Origin of the sequence: Psychrobacter sp. 1Y6, assembly GCF_052258385.2 — a bacterium.
Classification (GTDB): Bacteria; Pseudomonadota; Gammaproteobacteria; order Pseudomonadales; family Moraxellaceae; genus Psychrobacter.
The window spans coordinates 2735836-2755485 of record NZ_JBQQEW020000001.1 but is presented as its reverse complement, the minus strand read 5'-3'; the positions used below and the strand labels follow the sequence as shown (position 1 = coordinate 2755485).

Annotated in this window: 16 protein-coding genes, 1 tRNA gene and 1 other RNA gene; 14 read left to right on the top strand and 4 right to left on the bottom strand. The window is 43.1% G+C overall.

Going from position 1 to position 19650, the window contains the following annotated elements; genetic code table 11:
- Positions 1 to 35 precede the first annotated feature (35 nt).
- Positions 36 to 2480, bottom strand: a complete 2445-nt coding sequence (locus ACTXGF_RS25235) for a YgiQ family radical SAM protein (RefSeq protein WP_443533521.1) — start codon at positions 2478 to 2480, stop codon at positions 36 to 38.
- 630 nt (positions 2481 to 3110) lie between these two features.
- Here ACTXGF_RS25235 and ACTXGF_RS25230 point away from each other — a divergent pair.
- Both ACTXGF_RS25230 and ACTXGF_RS25225 read left to right on the top strand, forming a co-directional pair.
- Positions 3111 to 4394 (top strand): ammonium transporter, encoded by a 1284-nt coding sequence (locus ACTXGF_RS25230; protein ID WP_160021158.1) that lies wholly within the window; start codon positions 3111 to 3113, stop codon positions 4392 to 4394.
- 10 nt (positions 4395 to 4404) lie between these two features.
- A complete protein-coding gene (locus tag ACTXGF_RS25225) occupies positions 4405 to 5037 on the top strand; it encodes a hypothetical protein (protein ID WP_443533523.1) in 633 nt (210 codons plus the stop codon).
- A gap of 203 nt (positions 5038 to 5240) precedes the next feature.
- Here the strand turns inward: ACTXGF_RS25225 and ACTXGF_RS25220 are convergent, their stop codons facing one another.
- The gene (locus ACTXGF_RS25220; protein WP_397476500.1) at positions 5241 to 5999 is read right to left on the bottom strand and encodes a YidX family protein; all 759 of its coding nucleotides are present in this window, start codon (positions 5997 to 5999) and stop codon (positions 5241 to 5243) included.
- 160 nt (positions 6000 to 6159) lie between these two features.
- Positions 6160 to 6627: an Lrp/AsnC family transcriptional regulator gene (locus tag ACTXGF_RS25215; RefSeq protein WP_443533525.1), complete on the bottom strand. Its 468-nt coding sequence runs from the start codon at positions 6625 to 6627 to the stop codon at positions 6160 to 6162.
- A 242-nt stretch (positions 6628 to 6869) separates the two neighbouring features.
- On the opposite strand from ACTXGF_RS25215, the gene rarD reads away from it, so the two are divergent.
- The gene (gene rarD, locus ACTXGF_RS25210) at positions 6870 to 7892 is read left to right on the top strand and encodes an EamA family transporter RarD (protein ID WP_443533527.1); all 1023 of its coding nucleotides are present in this window, start codon (positions 6870 to 6872) and stop codon (positions 7890 to 7892) included.
- 172 nt (positions 7893 to 8064) lie between these two features.
- Here rarD and smpB read toward each other — a convergent pair whose 3' ends face one another.
- Positions 8065 to 8541 (bottom strand): SsrA-binding protein SmpB, encoded by a 477-nt coding sequence (smpB, locus tag ACTXGF_RS25205; protein WP_057758370.1) that lies wholly within the window; start codon positions 8539 to 8541, stop codon positions 8065 to 8067.
- Between the two features lie 251 nt (positions 8542 to 8792).
- Here smpB and coaD point away from each other — a divergent pair, with 251 nt between their 5' ends.
- The 11 genes from coaD to ACTXGF_RS25150 all read left to right on the top strand — a co-directional run bounded on the left by coaD (position 8793) and on the right by ACTXGF_RS25150 (position 19633).
- Entirely contained in the window at positions 8793 to 9311 is a 519-nt protein-coding gene (gene coaD / locus ACTXGF_RS25200; RefSeq protein WP_102078894.1) for a pantetheine-phosphate adenylyltransferase, read from the top strand.
- Between the two features lie 95 nt (positions 9312 to 9406).
- The gene (locus tag ACTXGF_RS25195) at positions 9407 to 9655 is read left to right on the top strand and encodes a YfhL family 4Fe-4S dicluster ferredoxin (protein ID WP_021814308.1); all 249 of its coding nucleotides are present in this window, start codon (positions 9407 to 9409) and stop codon (positions 9653 to 9655) included.
- A gap of 61 nt (positions 9656 to 9716) precedes the next feature.
- Positions 9717 to 11051 (top strand): adenosylmethionine--8-amino-7-oxononanoate transaminase, encoded by a 1335-nt coding sequence (bioA, locus tag ACTXGF_RS25190; RefSeq protein WP_443533530.1) that lies wholly within the window; start codon positions 9717 to 9719, stop codon positions 11049 to 11051.
- Positions 11048 to 11764, top strand: coding sequence for a dethiobiotin synthase (bioD, locus tag ACTXGF_RS25185; protein ID WP_443533532.1), 717 nt, complete (start codon positions 11048 to 11050; stop codon positions 11762 to 11764). Before bioA ends, bioD begins: the two co-directional genes overlap by 4 nt.
- Before the next feature lie 74 nt (positions 11765 to 11838).
- An RNA gene (gene rnpB, locus ACTXGF_RS25180) (RNase P RNA component class A) lies at positions 11839 to 12205 on the top strand.
- A 121-nt stretch (positions 12206 to 12326) separates the two neighbouring features.
- Positions 12327 to 12403: transfer RNA gene (locus tag ACTXGF_RS25175), tRNA-Met, on the top strand.
- A gap of 225 nt (positions 12404 to 12628) precedes the next feature.
- Positions 12629 to 13441: an ABC transporter permease gene (locus ACTXGF_RS25170; RefSeq protein ID WP_443533534.1), complete on the top strand. Its 813-nt coding sequence runs from the start codon at positions 12629 to 12631 to the stop codon at positions 13439 to 13441.
- Between the two features lie 46 nt (positions 13442 to 13487).
- Positions 13488 to 14159 (top strand): ABC transporter ATP-binding protein, encoded by a 672-nt coding sequence (locus ACTXGF_RS25165; RefSeq protein WP_443533536.1) that lies wholly within the window; start codon positions 13488 to 13490, stop codon positions 14157 to 14159.
- Complete coding sequence (locus tag ACTXGF_RS25160) at positions 14128 to 15243, top strand: KpsE/RkpR family capsule polysaccharide export protein (protein ID WP_102094583.1); 1116 nt, start codon at positions 14128 to 14130, stop codon at positions 15241 to 15243. Before ACTXGF_RS25165 ends, ACTXGF_RS25160 begins: the two co-directional genes overlap by 32 nt.
- A gap of 55 nt (positions 15244 to 15298) precedes the next feature.
- Positions 15299 to 17071 carry a polysaccharide biosynthesis/export family protein gene (locus tag ACTXGF_RS25155; protein ID WP_414559152.1) on the top strand — a complete coding sequence of 591 codons (1773 nt, stop codon included), beginning with the start codon at positions 15299 to 15301 and terminating at the stop codon, positions 17069 to 17071.
- A gap of 75 nt (positions 17072 to 17146) precedes the next feature.
- Complete coding sequence (locus ACTXGF_RS25150; protein ID WP_443533538.1) at positions 17147 to 19633, top strand: capsule polysaccharide biogenesis protein; 2487 nt, start codon at positions 17147 to 17149, stop codon at positions 19631 to 19633.
- Positions 19634 to 19650: the final 17 nt, after the last annotated feature.

Genomic DNA, 19650 nt, shown 5'->3' with positions numbered 1-19650 from the left:
CGTTTTTATACTATGAATACTACTTGCTATGAACACTACTTGGTTTTACGTGGTGGCAGACCAGTATGCTGAGTCTGGAAATTGCCTTTGCTAACTTTCTTCTTACTGTTTTTACCCGCTGCACCTTTAGCTGACGCACTGTTGTTTGACGAGCCATTACTGCGCTTCACTGAATCATTGCCAACACGGCTATTCTTTTTGCGCGCTGACTGATAAGTATCTTGCGCGGCATCACGCCCTTCTAAACTGGCGTTAAATGGTGGAATCAAACAACCACGGTTTTTACCAATCAAGTCACTACGACCCATGTCTTGTAAGGCTTTACGTAGTAGTACCCAGTTTTTTGGATCATGATAGCGTAAGAACGCTTTATGCAATTTGCGCTGTTTGCCAGACTTGACGATATCCATGTCACCTTCATCACGGCTGACCTTATGTAGCGGATCTTTGTGCGTATGGTACATGGTGGTCGCGGTCGCCATTGGACTTGGATAAAACGCCTGTACTTGGTCAGCACGGTAGCCATTACTTTTGAGCCAAAGCGCAAGGTTCATCATATCTTCATCTTTGGTACCCGGATGGGCGGCGATGAAGTAAGGAATCAGATATTGCTCTTTGCCAGCTTCTTGGCTGAACTGTTCAAACATGGCTTTAAACTGATCATAGCTGCCCATGCCAGGTTTCATCATCTTCGATAGCACGCCTTCTTCAGAGTGCTCAGGCGCAATCTTGAGGTAACCACCGACGTGATGACTGACCAATTCTTTCACATATTCAGGATCTTTCACTGCCAAGTCATAACGTAAGCCTGAAGCAATCAGGATCTTTTTCACGCCTTTGATATCACGTGCTTTGCGATATAGCTTGGTCAAATTACTATGATCGGTAATCAGGTTTTCGCAGACGTCAGGATAGACACAAGACGGCTTACGGCAGTTCTTTTCAATCGTTTCGTCTTTGCAGCTGAGGCGATACATATTGGCTGTTGGGCCGCCAAGGTCAGATATCACACCAGTAAAGTTCGGTGCAGTATCTCGAATCGCTTCTACTTCGCGCAAGATTGAATCTTCTGAACGGCTCTGGATAATGCGGCCTTCATGCTCAGTGATCGAGCAGAAAGTACAACCACCAAAACAGCCGCGCATGATATTGACCGAAAACTTAATCATGTCATAAGCAGGGATACGCGCATCGCCATAGCTTGGATGCGGCAGGCGTGCATACGGCAAATCAAACACATAATCCATCTCTTCAGTTGAGAGTGGCACTGGTGGTGGATTGAGCCAAACGTCGATAGAGGTATGCGAGTTACCAGCACCGCTACTATGACGCTGCACAAGCGCACGGGCGTTACCTGGATTGGTTTCTAGATGCAGGATACGACTTGCATGAGCATAAAGCACAGGGTCAGATTTGACATGCTCGTAGTCAGGCAGACGAATCACTGTCTTTTCACGTGGTGGCATTTTTAGCTTATGCTTACGTGCGGTCATTGGCTTATCAAAGCCGCGCATTTGTACCACTTGCGTCTCTTCATCGACTTGTTCAGCGTTGATAACTTTATTGGCAACTGGTTCTGCGACAAAGCCTCTATACTGCGACGACATTGATGACATGGCTTGGCCAACAGGCGAGTCCGATGGTTTGCTCTGCTCAATTGAACAGCTATCAACGTCTTCGGTCATCACATAAGGGTTGATGATTGGATCGACACGGCCGACGGTATCGACATCATTACTCGCAACCTCAGTCATATCTTCTTGCCAGTGGCGACGAGTCGGGGTCAATAAGTAAGCAGTACCGCGCAATTTGCTCATTTGCTCAAAGCTATAGCCTTTAGACAGACCATGTACCACATCGACGATCGCACGCTCAGCATTACCATACAGTAAGACATCAGCACGCGCATCCAGCAAGATACTACGGCGCACTTTGTCTGACCAATAATCATAATGAGCAATACGGCGTAAGCTACCTTCGATACCGCCTAAAATAATAGGCACATCAGGATAGGCTTCACGGCAGCGCTGGCTATAGACGATAGCTGCGCGGTCAGGGCGTTTGTTTGCCACGTTGCCTGGAGAGTAAGCATCATCGCTACGGATTTTGCGATCGGCGGTATAGCGGTTGATCATGCTGTCCATGTTGCCCGCGGTCACACCGTACGCATAGACAGGTTTGCCCAGTTCCATAAAGGCGTCTTTGCTCTTCCAATCTGGCTGAGCGATGATGCCAACACGGAAACCTTGCGACTCTAATAGACGACCGATGATGGCCATACCAAAGCTTGGATGATCGACATAAGCATCACCTGAGATGATGATGACGTCACAAGCATCCCAGCCCAGATCGTCCATCTCTTTGCGGCTCATCGGCAGATAAGGCGCCGGCTCGTAGCAGCTCGCCCAGTGTTTGTCATAATCATAAAGTGGCTTGGTGCCTTGTTTAAAGGCAGTGCGGGCGATGGTATCGGCAGACATGGGCGGACCTGTTAATTAGAAAAATGGCACTAAAAATACAGCCCTTATTACCCAATGATAATAAAGGCGAATTTAAAAGCGCTCATTTTAACATGAATCGCCTTCACTATGCGACCTATTCTATGAGGGGCGATTGCCGATAAGTTATTGATAGCGTGAGATAAACTGCTCATGCAAAGTAAGCTGCTAGCGCAACAAGATAATAGTAAAAATAGCTTAGCTATCACTGTCACGTTGTTAGTTTCATCACCAATTTTATAAAGGCCATTATCAGCTCTATAAAACTTCCTTCTAAGAATTAATCTCTATCCTATTTCAATTTATAGCTACGTCCTCGCAAGCATCATTATCGTAATACTGATTCGGCTGATACTGGTCATTTGTTTTCTTATATTTATAAGTTTCTTTAACTTCTAATAATAGGTTTTGGCACAGGTTTTGCTCCACCCTTATTAGGGCTTATTTGTGTGCATTAATGAGTAAAAATAGTGCACCGATAAAATTTGAACGGATAGATAAGTGTTTGGAGATAAAATGAGAACATCATCTGTTGGACTGGACACGATAAAGACATTATTAAAACTGTTGCTAAGTAATAGGCTAGTGCTAAGTACAGTATTGTTTACAGCAATGGGTAGCGCGCAAGCTGCTGAGACTGACACATTGACTGTGGCGCAGCTGCTCGAATATCAAAATATCGCTTGGATTATCTGGGGCGGGGTATTGGTGTTCTTTATGCAGGCAGGTTTTGCTCTACTTGAGAGCGGATCAGTACGCGCAAAGAATGCGGTAAACGTGATGATGAAAAATTACACTGACATGTGTATTGGCGGTCTGGCGTTCTACTTGGTTGGTTTTGGGCTGATGATGGGTACCAATCACTCCGGATTTGTCGGCACGGACCACTTTATGCCAGTCGCGTTATCCAATATGGACTGGGCACTGATGTTCTTTCAGATGATGTTTGCAGCGACAGCAGTGACGATTGCTAGTGGTGCAATGGCAGAGCGCGTTTCGTTTATTGGTTATGCAGTAGCGGCATGTTTGATTTGCTTGTTCATTTATCCTGTGTTTGCCAGCTGGGTGTGGGGTGGTTACTTTGGCGGTACAGGCTGGCTAGCTGAGCTTGGTTTTATTGATTTTGCTGGTTCTACTGTCGTGCATTCTATCGGTGGCTGGTTGGCATTGGCAGGCATCTTGGTTATTGGCCCAAGGCTAGGCCGCTTCGCACCTGATGGCACGCCAAGACTCATCGCAGGACATAACATGACGTTACTGGCGCTTGGCGGATTTATCTTATGGTTTGGCTGGTTCGGGTTCAATGCTGGATCGACCTTATCTATCACGGGCAATATTGGTTTAATCGCAGTCAATACTTTTGTCGCAGCAGTCAGTGCGGTGGTGAGTTATATGTTGATCTCCCGATCGCTCAACAAAGCCATTTTACTGAGCGATAGTGTTAATGCCAGTTTGATTGGTCTCGTATCGATTACCGCAGGTTGTGCGACTACGACTCCTGTCTTTGCCATTATTATCGGTGCGGTTGCTTCCGTGGTTTATATCTTATCGTCGCAAGCATTATTAAAATTCAAAGTAGACGATGTGGTCTCGGCAGTGGCAGTACATGGCTTTGGCGGTGCATGGGGTACGCTCGCAGCAGGATTATTCTATACAGGAGATTTGTTTAACTTATCGCGTCTTGGTGTACAAGCGCTGGGTGTCGGCGTGGCATTAGGCTGGGGGCTGGGATTGGGTCTGGTGATGTATAAGCTTATCGATTTAAGCTTTGGGTTAAAAGCCAGCCGCTTACATGAGCAGCGCGGTCTTGATTATACTGAGCATGCAGAGCTTGGTTACCCTGAGTTTCAAAAGCAAATGTTTGATTCCAAGAGTTTAACTGAGCGACATTTATAGGAGCGAGCTGATGAATATTGATACTCAATCCGTAGACCAAGCTGTGACTGCGATGGCAGAAGTGCTTGCCGATTATCTACATCCTGAAGAGGTGCGATTGCTCAAATCACAGTGGCAGCGATACTCGACGGTCTCTGTGAAAATGATGCAACAGTGCGTCTTGGATGCGACAAGGCGCTATCCTGAGCTGCAAGCTTATAAGTCCGATATTAGGAAAGGCTTTTGGGCTACGTTGCAAGCGGACAGTCAGCAGACAATTGAGTCTGACAGTCACAATAGCCATAATGAAGCAATAAAAGCGCCAGTCCCTGTCTCTGAGTTGGTTCTGGCATTTTATACCGTCATAGAAGCACTGCGCAGTCAGCTATCAGAAACAGAAAGTCGTAACCTGTTTCTGACCATGCACCAAACTGTTTCGCAAGAACGCACCTTCAAAGGGCATAGTCTTAACATCAGTCAATTTTTGGAAGGCAATCGCCCGTCCGTACCTGACAACGAGCACCTATTAAATAATTTGATGCAGCTGGCTTATGTATGCTTATGTGATGTTGCAGGCCCTGTCGAAGCAGATGAGATGATGTTTCGAGCGGCAGAGAAGGCAAAACAGAACTACCCGAAAATATTGGTAGAAAAGTTATTCTAAGATATTAAGCAGGCACGTTACAGGTGGGTACGGAAAACCTTTCGATAACCTGCCTTTTATAAAGGGATTTTTATAACGTATATTTTATAATGTAGCCTTCATGACATAGCCTTCATGACATAGCTTTCATAACATAGCTTTCATGACATAGCTTTCATAACGTATCTTGATACTAGACAATGAGCGGTCTAATAGTTAACTATCTAATCTAATAACTGAAGCGGGAAAGTAACCACGTCAAAGGCGAGGGCAAAGGGTAGCAGTACTAGCTTCTGTGCGCCATTTGGACCGCTACGAGTGACGACATCTTGCTGAGTTTGTGTATAAAAACTCACTGTATATGGCTTGGTCAATGCACGATAGTTTGACTGAATTAACCCTAAGTTACTAACTTGCGGATAGATAGCGCCTTTGACAGGAACACTAAAACAAAAACGCTGAGCATTGATACGTTGATCGCTCGCTGAGGTGCACTCTTTACCGTTATTTTGCAAAAAGAACTGATAGTCTGAGCGCCCAAACTCATCTTTTAATTTAGCATAAGACAATTTCATCTCACCTTGGAAGTACCCATCATTATTGGGCACATGAAAGCTCATGTCGTTATCCACTTGAATATTTTTTTGCGTGAGGTTACTCAGTAAGTTCACCATTTCTATCCCACCTTGGGTGAGAACGTAGCTGTTCTTCTCTCCTACGATAACCATTGACGCATTTGGCATTTTTGGTAACGCCTGCGCAGGACGACCAAAGGCAACAATTTGATCTTCAGACAGTATATGCTTCGTTGTGTTTGTGGTGACATGTCCGCTATTGTCTAACAATGAGCTAGTCGCACAGCCTGAGCTGGCTAGTACCGTAGCAAACAGAGCGCCTGCTATTATCTTTTTTAAATTTAATGGGTTTAACGGTTTTATTGACGCTTGCATATTCTTATTAGCAGCATTTGTGTGATCAGTCATGATTAGGCTTCCTTGTCTAAAAAATAGGCTCATGAATCAGCTATTAGAGTTTGATTTTCATCAGATATTTGGTGATATCATACAGGGTTTATATGTAATTTAGCTACTTATCATCATTGTCATATGATAAGTAACTTCAGCTGTGACTAACTAATTGTAATTAATCTAGCGTGATTTTTGTCCCACTCTTAGTAAAGTTCATCACAAACTGGCTTTTGAAGTTGCGCACATTATTTTCGTAAGTCAGTAAGTTGCGGGTGAACTGATGATAGTCGCTCATATTCTTTGCATTGACCATGAGCATAAAATCAAAATCACCTGATACTTCATAACAGCTCATGATTCGCGATTGCGCATCCATCAAGCGCTCAAACCGATGTTGCATTGAGGTATTAGAGCGCTCCATTTCTATCATCACTACGGCTGTCAGGCCATAGCCCACTTTGTCAGGATTGACGATGGCTACTTGTTTGGTAATCACGTCACTATCTATCAGCGCTTGTATACGCCGCTGCGCCGTCGCAATGGATACATGCACTCGCTCTGCGACAGTTTTAAGCGGTAGGGTCGCATCATCTTGCAGCAAATTTAAAATAGCTTTATCAATATTATCTAAAGTATGGCTCATATCAGGATATCCTTAATAGCAAAGTTTTCTATCGGTTTTTATAAATATTATCACTAAAAATACTAATATAAGAAAATAATTATTTATATGGTATTTATTTGATATTTTTATTCATTAAAACATCTATATAGAGATAATATATCAAAGCACCTTAGTAAAATAGACCGTACCAATCAGAGCTGCTTTAAACAAAGAACTACCTATTGGTTTTTTATCATCTATTAATAGCTACGGTGCTTATCATGTCTATCTCAATGCTCTCCAATGTATTCGCTAATACGCTAGCAACGACTGCTGCACGTTTGCCACTACCTGCGATTTGGACAACAGGTAGCGCACAACAACGCACTCTGATATTAGGGGTGTCTTTTGCCATATTGTCCAATGTGCTATTTGGCGTACTCTATGCCTATAGCAGTTTTTTAGCGCCATTATCAGGGACGCAAGTTTTTATCTGGCGCATGCTCGCGATGTGGGCAGCGTTGGTCGGATACCTAATGGTAAGTGGACGTCTGGGATTGCACATCGATAAATTGAAAGTGTTAAAAAGCGCTAAGCAGTGGGCTTGGTTGCTATTACCTACGCCGATATTTCTCAGCCAGTTTTGGTTATTTATGTGGGCGCCAGTGAATGGCCAAGGTGTGCAAACCGCGATGGGATACTTCTTATTCCCATTAATGATGGTGGTGTTTGGTTGTGTCCTCTTTGGCGAAAAACTAAGCCGTTTGCAATGGTTGGCAGTGGCCTTTGCTGCACTGGGCGTAGGTAGCGAAGTTATTCGTACCCAAAGTGTCTCTTGGGCGACGCTATGGGTATGCGGTACGTATCCTGTTTACTACATTTTACGCCGACTGCAGGGAATTGGCGCAGTGACTGGATTATTGATTGATTTAACGATATTTGCGCCCTTTGCGCTGGCTTACTTGTTCTTCTTTGCCCCAAGCAGTTTGGCATTGGTTAGCGGCTCGGGTTTCTTTATCATGATGCTAGTAGGTTTAGGTGTGCTCAGTGTCTTGGCGATGAAGACCAATATTGATGCCAGTCAAATGCTACCAGTCAATGTCTATGGCATGATGAGCTATTTGGAGCCAGCGTTACTATTTATCTTGGCAGTGACCGTACTAGGCAATCCGTTCGAGTCAGCGATGATTTATAGCTATGGTCTGATTTGGCTAGGTATTGCGTGTTTGATTGCTCATGGTGTTAGGCAATTGCGTCAGGCTAGTAGAAAGAAAGCAGCGTCTTTAGAAGAGCAAGTGGCATAAAAAGTTTCTGGCTCAATGTTATAAAGGTGACTATTTTATAAAACTACTATTTTACAAGGCCTACTTTTACCAACTAGCGTTTAAAATGGTTATTTATAAAATGTGATAGACAACAAAAAAGGACGGCTCAGTAAATATTGAGCCGTCCTTTTTGACATAGATTAAATAACGCTTAATCTAAATGCTGTTTGAAACCGCGCTGCTTATCACGTTCCCAGTCACGATCTTTTAGCGTTTTACGTTTGTCATGCTGCTTTTTACCCAAGGCTAGGCCAATTTGGCATTTCACCAGTGAGTTTTTCCAGTAACAAGACAGCGGTACGCAAGCATAACCTTTCTGGTTGATTGCCCCAGATAGTTTTTCGATTTCACGACGGTTTAGCAGCAGTTTACGGGTACGAATACTGTCTGGACTAACGTGCGTTGAGCTCGATAGTAATGGCTGAATGTGCGCCCCAAACAAGAAGGCTTCGTTATTGCGGAATATGACATAAGCTTCGGTAATCGTCATTTTTCCTGCGCGAATGGCTTTGACTTCCCAACCTTGTAATGCCAGTCCTGCCTCAAAGGTTTCTTCGATAAAGTACTCATGACGTGCCTTTTTATTGGCGCAAATCTGATTATCTGGCTTTTTTGATTTTTTTGACATAATTTCTCCGTAAGGATGACCTAAAACGCAGGCTCCTTATTTAATCAGTCCCACTAATTCCTCATCCTAATCCAATAACTGGTCTTGTTTTTTATTTCGATTATGAGATGGATGAGTCGAACTGCCTATTGTATCAAAGCCTCTGGTGAAAAGGTAAATCAGCTGTTAGGACAAATGTAGCAGATAAGTATTAAGTTTGAGCAAAATTTGCTAGCATATGGCCTAATATCACCGATTATATCAGTCATGCTATGAGCCACTCTATTTCTCCCAATTCCTCAAAGCTACATACCAAAATCCTATACCCTGGTACCTTTGATCCTATTACCAATGGTCATGTAGATTTGGTCACACGCGCCGTCAAGCTATTTGATGAGGTCGTTATCGCGGTTGCCTCAGGCCATCATAAAAAACCCTTGTTTAATTTTGAAGAGCGCGTTGCTTTGGTCGAAACCGTATTTGCTGATTTACCGCAAGTATCTGTCATTGGTTTTGAAGGGCTGCTTGTTGATTTTATGCGTGAGAAAAACGCCACGGCAGTTTTGCGTGGCTTGCGTGCAATGTCAGATTTTGAGTACGAGTTTCAGCTAGCCAATATGAATCGTGAGCTTGATGAGAACTTTGAGGCAGTGTTTTTGACCCCATCTCAAAACTACTCATTTATCTCATCTACCATGATTCGCGAAATTGCTAAGCTTGGTGGTGACGTCAATAAATTCGTTCCACCTTGTGTTTTGCAAGCATTCGACAAAAAGCTAAATATTAAATAAAAAATGCTGCATCAAAGATATGCTGCTAGCACTTGCTAAAATAGCAAGAAGCAGCCATATATGACTGATATAAGCAAAAATATAAGGAACAGTTCATGGCACTATTAATCACTGATGAGTGCATCAACTGTGATGTGTGCGAGCCTGCTTGCCCCAATGAAGCCATCTCAGAAGGGGATGATATTTATGTCATCGACCCTGATCTATGTACAGAATGTGTCGGACATTTTGACGAGCCACAATGCGTTGTGATTTGCCCAGTTGACTGTATTCCTCACGATCCTAATCATGTCGAGACTGAAAGCGACCTGCTATCTAAATACAAACGTATTACGGGTCAATAGAGTACTTATAAGCGATTGATGACGTTTGGATTTACAACGTTTTAGGGACAACATGATGACCATGGAAACAATAACCACGCAAACAAGAACCACGCAATCCATCCAAGTCACAAACGACTTTGATCAGCAACACCTTTGGCACCCATATGCCAGCCTGCCACCCACTTATTCTAATATCGTAATCGATCGAGCTGAAGGTATTTATATCATCACCGAAGATAGCACGCGCCTGATCGATGGTATGTCATCCTGGTGGGCGAGCGTTCATGGTTATAACCATCCAAAACTGAATGAAGCACTGACTAAGCAGTTGGGTAAAATGGCGCATGTCATGTTTGGTGGATTGACTCATCAGCCAGCGATAGATTTGGGCAAAAAACTGCTCGACATTGTACCTGCTGGACTTGATGCGATTTTTTATGCTGACAGTGGCAGTATTGCGGTAGAAGTAGCACTGAAAATGGCGTTGCAATATCAAGTAGCTGCCAATCGTCCGAACAAGCAGCAGTTTGCATCAACTCATTCAGGGTATTACGGAGACACGTGGCATGCCATGAGTGTCTGTGATCCTGTTAATGGAATGCATAGCCTATATGGCAAGCAGTTACCGATGCAGCATTTTGTTCCTGCACCGCCCATTGGCTTTAATCGCGCATTGACAGTAGATGAGCGTGAATCATTAACTCAGTTTTTTGTAGAGTATGGTGAGCAGCTGGCAGGTTTTATCATTGAGCCAATTATTCAGGGCGCAGGCGGAATGCGTTTTTATAGTCCTGAATATCTGCAATTGCTGCGTCAACTGTGCGATGAGCATGATGTACTATTGATTGCAGATGAAATCGCTACTGGGTTTGGGCGTAGTGGTAAATTATTTGCGTGTGAACATGCAGCTATTAGCCCTGATATCATGACTATTGGCAAGGCGCTAACGGGTGGCTATATGACTTTTGCCGCAACGTTATGTACCCGCAAAATTGCCGATACCATTCATAATAGTGACTATCCAGCCCTTATGCATGGCCCAACCTTCATGGGCAATCCACTGGCTTGTGCAGTTGCGTGTGCATCGATTGATTTGATTATGTCTTATGATATCGAAGCGCGTACCGCAAATATGCAACGCATTATGGAGCAGCAGCTAGCACCAGCCGCGTTATTAGAAGGTGTTGTTGAAGTGCGCTGCTTGGGCGCGGTCGCCGTCATTGAGTTGCATGAAGCGGTCGATATGCCCATTTTTCAGTCTTTATTGATTGATAACGGTATCTGGGTCAGACCATTTGGTAAGCTGGTGTATATTATGCCACCTTACGTGATTACTGATGATGAGCTGGCCACCTTATGCCAAGCGTTGCTAAAAGTAGTGCGTACGTATTTAGAAGACCGAGGTCAACCATGAGTGTTCTATTTGTTTCTGGTATCGATACCGATATTGGTAAAACTTATGCTACTGGGCTGCTTGCTAAAGCCCTTATGCAGCAAGGCTTAAATGTCATCACTCAAAAGCTAGTACAGACAGGTGTATCGATCAATCCAGACGATGGTGAGATGAATATCGCTGATGACATTATTACGCATCGTCAATTAATGGACATACCTCTGCAGCCATGTGATCTCGATTTTACGACTTGTACTCATCGTTATAAAAAGCCTGCGTCTCCTCATTTGGCTACTAAATTATCAGGGGAAACACTTGATCCTGATATGATTACCAATGCTACTAAGCGCCTGCAATCTGAGTATGAGCTGGTACTACTAGAAGGTGCAGGTGGTTTGCTTGTGCCCATTACAGAGAATCTACTCACGTTAGACTATATTGCCGAGCAAGGCTATCCTATTGTCTTGGTCACCTCTGGTCGATTGGGTAGCATCAATCACACTTTGCTGAGTTTAGAAGCTATAAAATCGCGAGGATTAATAGTACATAGCGTAATTTATAATCATATTCATGATGATGCTGAGCAAACGGATACTGAAATCGCAAATAGTACTATTGAGTTTCTACGAAAATATTTGGACAATCATTATCCCGAAGCGCATTGGCTACAAATACCGTATCTAAAAGATAATCTAGTCGGTAATATTGACACACTACCAGCAAATTTTGTTTAGCCTATTTATGTTGTCCACGAAAATAAATCCAAAAGACATTCGCAGGCAGTCATAAGTTTGCTATACTAGCGCGCTTGGTAGACTAGGCGATCGCCGCTGCACACTGGCAACAGATGAGCAGGGGAGGAAAGTCCGGGCTACATAGGGCAGCGTGCCAGCTAACGGCTGGGCAGGGTAACTTGACGACCAGTGCAGCAGAGAGTAGACCGCCTTTAGTATCTTAGGGTATTATCGGTAAGGGTGAAAGGGTGCGGTAAGAGCGCACCGCGTGGCTGGCAACAGTTCACGGCATGGTAAACTCCACGCGTAGCAAGACCAAATAGGCATCGGCATGGCGCGGCCCGCGTTCGATGCGGGTAGGTTGCTTGAGCGTATTAGCGATGATACGCCTAGAGGAATGATCGTCCACGACAGAACCCGGCTTATCGGTTTACCAAACCTTTTTTATTGTTTGATGTAGTAATAGTTGCAATTAATCTGAATTAAATTCGTTTTTTTGCAAAAAATGCTTATTAGGGGTTGACGGCAGTCAACAGCTTGGGCATAATGTGCAGCCTAAAACGGCGATGTAGCTCAGCTGGTTAGAGCGCATGACTCATAATCGTGAGGTCAAGAGTTCAAGTCTCTTCATCGCCACCATATATAGCAGTACTAAAAAAACCAATCTATCGAGATTGGTTTTTTTTTGCCCAGAATAAATGGTTTTATAAACTAGAAGCGATTGATAGATAGTATTTTAGGTGTGATTTACTTACAGATTTCTTACTAAATCATAGGTTTATCTGTATGTATACAGATTAATTCTTGTAACTTATGTCGCGCTTACTTATCATAGGGGCTGTTTTCGGTAAAGTCCTGTACGCCATGTCTGTCCAACTACCTCCTTATCGTCCTATCAAGCATCGCAGTGGCCTTAAAGTCATGGGTGCAGCCTTTCATGCATTACTCATGCGTGAGTTACAGACTCGCTTTGGCGGATATCGTTTGGGTTACCTTTGGGCGCCACTTGAAGTCCTCTTTCAGGTTCTGATTTTCTTAGTTATATTCGGGGCTATTAGAGAGCGTCTAGTTCCAGGTATGGATTTTTCCTTATTCCTAGTTGCTGGAATGGTGCCTTTTCGGATGTTTCAGAAGATAGCAACGAGAGCTCTAGGAGCCGTCGACGCTAACAAAGGCTTATTGATGTACCGGTCGATTAAGCACATTGATGTGATTATCGCACGCTCATTTCTAGAACTGGTGATTTATTTCTTTACATCGATACTACTACTTCTAGGATTGGCTTTTTTTGATATCTATGCCAACTTGGAAAACCTGCACATTGTATTATTTTGCTGGATAACGCTATTTATATTTAGCTTTGGCGTTGCTCTGATTATGATGGTTGTTGGCTATTATGGTGGCGAAATCAGTAAAGTAATTACTATATTATTTACCATACTGTATTTTACATCCGGTATCATTTACCCGATTCATATTATTCCTGAACCATATTTTAGTTATTTACTTTATAACCCTTTTATTCATAACATCGAGTTAATTAGACACGCCTTCGCACCTAATTACCCAGCATATCATATTGATATTTGGTACTTTTTAGAATGGATGTTCGTTGTAAACTTTTTGGGACTTTTACTCTATAAGTATGCTGAACGTGACATGATTCGTTCTCGTTAAGGTAATATTAATAATTATGAGCACTAATATTAAGAAAGGTGAGTAAATGATTGAGATAAAGAATATTTCTAAGTCATTTATGACAAAGAAAGGCCGTCATTACTTGTTCAAAGATCTAAACCTGACTATTGGTGATAAACAGAGTATAGGCCTGCTAGGACGTAATGGTGCGGGGAAATCAACATTACTACGTATTATCTGTGGTCTTGATGAGCCGGATAGCGGGGAAATTATCACCGACTCGACTATTTCTTGGCCAGTTGGGGTGGCAGGTGGTTTCCAAGGTAGCCTAACAGGTCGTCAGAATGTCCGGTTTGTGTGCCGATTATACTCCAGTGGTCCTTACATTGATGAAAAAATTCGTTTTGTCGAAGAATTTGCTGATATTGGCAGTTATTTTGATATGCCAGTAAAAAGCTACTCATCAGGAATGAAAGCTCGCTTAACATTTGGACTTAGCTTGGCCTTTGATTTTGATTACTATATGCTCGATGAAGCAGGTGCCGTTGGTGATGCAGCATTCCGTAAGCGTAGTGAAGAGATTTTAGCGGCCCGCCGCGCACAAGCAGGATTTTTAATAGTGTCGCACAATATTGGTGACATCAAACGAAACTGCGATATTGGTATTGTACTAATGGATCAAACAGCACACGTGTTTGACGATACAACAGAAGCGATTGAGGTTTATGAAAAGCATATCCACAAAGCAAAAAAGTAAGATAATTAACTTCTCGCTGTTTATTGGCTTGGTCATCCTTCCTTGGTTGCTCGTTATATACTATGTAATGACATTGGCGCATCCGCGTTTCGTTTCGACTGCTGACGTGGTAGTCAAACAAGTCAGTGATTCGAGCGTACCATCTGGTGGCGGACTATCAGCTCTATTGGGCGTTAATAGTACTAGTAAAGAAGACGCGACTTATTTGACAGAGTATATTTTGTCGAATGATATGGTGAAGCGACTCGATAGTAAGTTTAAGTTCCGAGACGCTTACTATGTTGATGGCTCTGATCCTATTTATGAAATCGATCCTGATGCGACTCAAGAAGATTTGCTTGAATACTTCAAAAAACGGGTTCACATTGATCTCGATGAGCAAAGCTATGTGCTTTCGGTATCAACAGAAGGCTTTGACTCAAAGTATGCTTTTGAGCTGAACAAAGCTATCTTAGGAGAATCTGAGCGTTTTGTGAACCGCATTTCACAGGAAGTGGCTCGTGATCAATTGGCGTTTGCAGAAACTCAGTTAGACGAATCAGAAGAGCGTTTAAACGATGCCAAAGAGCAGCTATTAAACTATCAGAATGAAAACGAAATCTATGACCCACAAGCCAATGCGCAAATCGTCAATCAGTTAATTGGCAGCTTGCAAGCGCAATTAAGCTCGTTGCGTACCGAAGAGCGCCAGTTACTCAGTTATCTAAATCCAGATGCGCCGCAAGTGGTTTCACTAAGAAGCCAGATAAAGGCTGTTGAAGAGCAAATCACTCAAGAACAAACCAAGTTGACATCACCAAATACAACCAAGTTGAACCGTCAAGCGGTACAGTTTGAGACCATCAAGGCAGATGTGGATTTTGCTACCGAGTTGTATAAATTGTCGTTGTCATCGCTTGAGAAATCAAGACTAGAAGCGTTCAAGAAAATGAAAAACTTGATTGTGATCTCGACGCCCTATGAAGCTGAAGATGCAACATATCCGCGTCAAGCGTATCTTATTTGGACATCGCTTGCATTGCTCTTAATGCTGTACGGATTTGTACGTTTGGTAATGGCAGTTGTCCGTGATCACCGCAGCTAATCTTGAAAAACCAGATATCAGTAATGATCGATAGATCAGGAAAGGAATATAACTCATGAATATGAAACCACGTTCTATCGTGATAGCGACAAGCTTGGCAATGGCGGCGACTAGTATGTCTGCAACAGCTGCAAGCAGTTATGCAGATCAAATATCAGGTTCAGGCTTTGGCACAAGCAACAATAACATGAGCCAATCTCAGAACCAGAGCAATATTAACGTGTCTACCCAAGCATTTGCTGGGGCAGTACCAGGGCAAGCAACGACCCAAGAAGCGGTCAATGCAGCGAGCTTACCAAGCCAATCAGTTATTAATACCACGCGTCCTTATCAAGATATTAAAACTCAAGATATGATGTTCGGTGAGCAATTGTTCCGTGGAGCATTTTCGACGACTTCAGGCTCTACCTTCAATGACAGCTATGTGATTAACCCTGGTGATAACGTCCAAGTAAGAATGTGGGGCGCTTACCAATATGCGGCTACCATGACCGTCGATCCACAAGGTAATATTTTCTTACCGAACGTTGGACCAGTCCGTGTTTCTGGTGTGCAAAATGGTAGCTTACAGAATGTGGTCAAAAATGCTGTCAGTCGTATTTACCGCTCGAATGTAGGGGTCTATGCTTCATTAGAGCAGGCACAGCCTGTTAAAGTGTTCGTCACAGGTTTTGTTAAACAGCCAGGTTATTACGGTGGTCTAGCAGCAGACTCGGTATTGTCTTATTTAGATAGAGCAGGCGGCGTTGACCCAACACGTGGTAGTTATATCGACATTCAAATCAAACGTAACGGTCAAATGCTACAACAAGTCAATTTATATGACTTTTTGCTAGCAGGTAAATTACAAGCATTTTCATTCCGTGATGGTGATGTCATCACCGTGGCACCGCAGAAAAAGACATTTGTGGTAAGCGGTCAAGTACAAAACGAATATACCTTTGAATTTGATGTGAATGATCTGACTATTGGTGATGTGTTGCAAGTGTCTAATCCGGCAGCCAATGCTACTAATGTCAGCATTACTCGTAGTGCAGGACGTGCACAGACGGCAGAGTACTACTCATTAAGTGAAGCCCAAAATGTCCCTGTCTATAATGGCGATCAAATGGTAGTAACGTCAGATCGTTACGCAGGTACCATCGCGGTGCAGGTAAAAGGTGCACATACTGGTAATGGCGCAATGGTTGTGCCATATGGCGCGCGTCTAAAAGATATCGTGCCACAATTACAGCCAAGCCCACTGGCCAAATTGACACATCTAACCATCTATCGTGAATCTGTTGCTGAGCAACAAAAACGCATGATTAACGAGTCGCTCGATCGTCTAGAAGAGCTAACGCTTGCTACTCAATCAACGACTCGTGAAGAAGCCGCATTGCGTCAAGATGATGCAGCATTGGTTAAGCAGTTCGTTGCCAAAGCTCGTAATGTTCAGACAGATGGTCAAATCGTTGTTGTGCCAAATTCATGGCAAGATATTATTCTGCAACAAGGCGATATCATTGAGATACCAGCACAAACATCAGTCATTACAGTCAATGGTCAAGTACGAGCACAAGGGGCACTTACCTTTAATCCTGACTATACCGTTGGGGATTATGTGGCTAATTCTGGTGGTTTCTCTGATAACGCTGATACAAAGGATATCTTAATTATTCATCAAAATGGAGCGAGCCAAGTGGTCAATACTGCGTATCGTATCCAGCAGGGTGACGAGATTATGGTATTACCGAAAGTCAAAACTAAGCGTGTGGAGATTGCGCGCGGTCTATCACAGATTGTTTATCAGTTAGCAATTGCTGCCAAGGTAGTTTTAGATCTATAACGGTTAGCCAGTCATGACTTAACGATGACTGTTGAACGAATTTAACCAAAACCAATGAGTAAAGGTATCAAAGATATGGCAAAAGAAGCAGCGAATGAAATCAAGGTATCTACTATGTCCACCTCTGATCATGCGCTACTTTCGCCATCGTCACAGTACCAATCACCGACAAAACAACTGGCAGTAGTTGGTAAAGGTATGTGCCGCAATAACTTGCTACTCTCGCAAGTATTGCAAGCTGATATCCAACGCTGGTATCCATGGTCAGGCTTGCAACAAAGCTTGGTAAATCGCAAGAAAAAACCACAACCTGAGGCATTTATTGGATGGGGGCACAAGAAAAGCTTTCAACGAGCTGATAAAGCTGCCACTCGTCAGGACCTGAATACATTAAGTATTGAAGATGGATTTTTGCGTTCATTGGTTTCAGGTATTAGTAGTCGCCATGGCTTAAGCGTGGTTGTCGATGACATTGGCATCTACTTTGATATGATGCACCACTCACGCCTTGAGCAGTTGATTGTTGAGCGTACCAAGAGTACTAGCAATGATCGCGCAGTAGGCGAGGCACGTGCTCGTCATCTGATGGCACGCATATGTGAAGAAAAACTGAGTAAATATAATTCTATAATCGATTGTCCGTCATTGGATAAATTGATTAATAAAGAAAGTATTAACGAAAAAGAAAGCGCTTCACAATTCCATGTCCTATTGATTGACCAAGTAGCAGGTGATGCCTCTGTCAAAGGTGCTGGTGCGAATAAACGTCAATTTAAGAAGATGCTAAAATCTGCATGTCGCAACCATCCTAACGCCCATATTTGGATAAAGGCTCATCCTGCGTCAAAATCAGGCTATTTATCCAACTTAAAACTGCCTAAAAACGTTAGGTTATTGACAGAGTCTCTCAATCCTATTGAACTGCTTAAACAAGTAAGTGAGGTCTATACCGTCAGCTCACATATGGGCTTTGAAGCATTAATGCTAGGTAAAAAAGTACATTGCTTCGGGGTCAGCTGGTACAGTGGGTGGGGGCTGACCGATGATGCTAACGCACCTAAAAACTTACTTAAATCAGTTCAAAAACGTCGTTTAGCATCAGCTGAGATACTCCTTAACAATAAAAGTTTTTCGAACTTAGCAATGTTTCCTGCGACGTCACATAAAACGCTTAAAACGACGTTAGAAACATTATTTTATAGTGCTTATATTGATTACAGTCGTTATGTAGATCCAGCAACGAAACAAGCTTGTGATATCGATACAGCCATTGAGTGGTTGGTGACCAATCGGCGGTGGCAAGCACGTCTTGAAGGCGATTTGACAATATATGAATTTAGTCGTTGGAAGCTGCCATTTGTCAAAGCCTTTACAGACCTACCGCGTACGACATTATTCGTTAAACCAAAACCGCGTCTAAAAAATCTTCTACATCCAGACCATTTCCGTGTCAATTTCAGCCAGCCTTTATTGGTATGGGGTTTGGCCAAACGTCAGCAAGTACAGAAGAAGCTACAGAGTAAACTTGCTGAACAAAGCTCGGATATGCCAGCTATTTATTGTATGGAAGATGGTTTTATCCGATCAAATGGTTTAGGTGCTACTTTAATGGCACCACTGTCTGTTGTCATAGATAAACAAGGTATCTATTACGATGCGACCCAGCCTTCAGACTTAGAAACATTGCTGCAAAATTGTCAGCCATTAAGTTCTGAACAGCGTCTTCGCGTAAAAAAACTGCAAGATAAACTGCTGAATCAGCGGGTAAGTAAATACAATGTTGGGGCTGGTATAGATGTTTCTAGCATCCAAAATAATTCGTGGATGCAGGATGCTAAAATATCTGGGCGACGACGCGTTCTGATTATCGGTCAGGTAGAGGACGATTTGTCAGTACAGTATTGTGGCTCCACAATAAAGACAAACAGTGGTTTGATCGAATGTGTACGACAAGATAACCCAGACGCTTATTTGATCTATAAGCCGCATCCTGATGTAGAAGCAGGACTGCGAGCGGGTAAAGTATCAGAAGCCCATCTACGACAAGTTCAAGCGGTTGCCTACGATACTGCAATGCCTGATTGTTTAGAATGGGTGGATGAGGTTCATACGATCAGCTCATTGACTGGTTTTGAAGCGTTGCTGCGTGGATTGGACGTCACCTGCTATGGATTACCGTTTTATGCAGGTTGGGGGTTAACCACAGATATTGACGAGCAGTCATTACCGAAAGCTACCTACCTAAAAAGACGTCAACGAGATATACCTTTGACTCTTGAGCAGCTAATATATGGCGCGCTTATATGTTACCCGTTGTATCGTCTACCTGATGGCTATGGGCTGGCACAAGTCGAGCAGGTGATTGATTATTTGTATCCTCCTAAAGATTTACATCTGCTTGAGAGCAGTGAAGAATCGCAATCTGAAATGGCTAGTACTTTAAATAGTTCATCTAAGACTGTGGCCTCGTCTTTATCTACAAAATTGAAACGTCACGCGACTATGCGTTTTATGCAACAGCGTCACCAGTGGCAACAGAAATTGCGTAAAATGTCTCGTTGATTTATTAGAGTAGCACC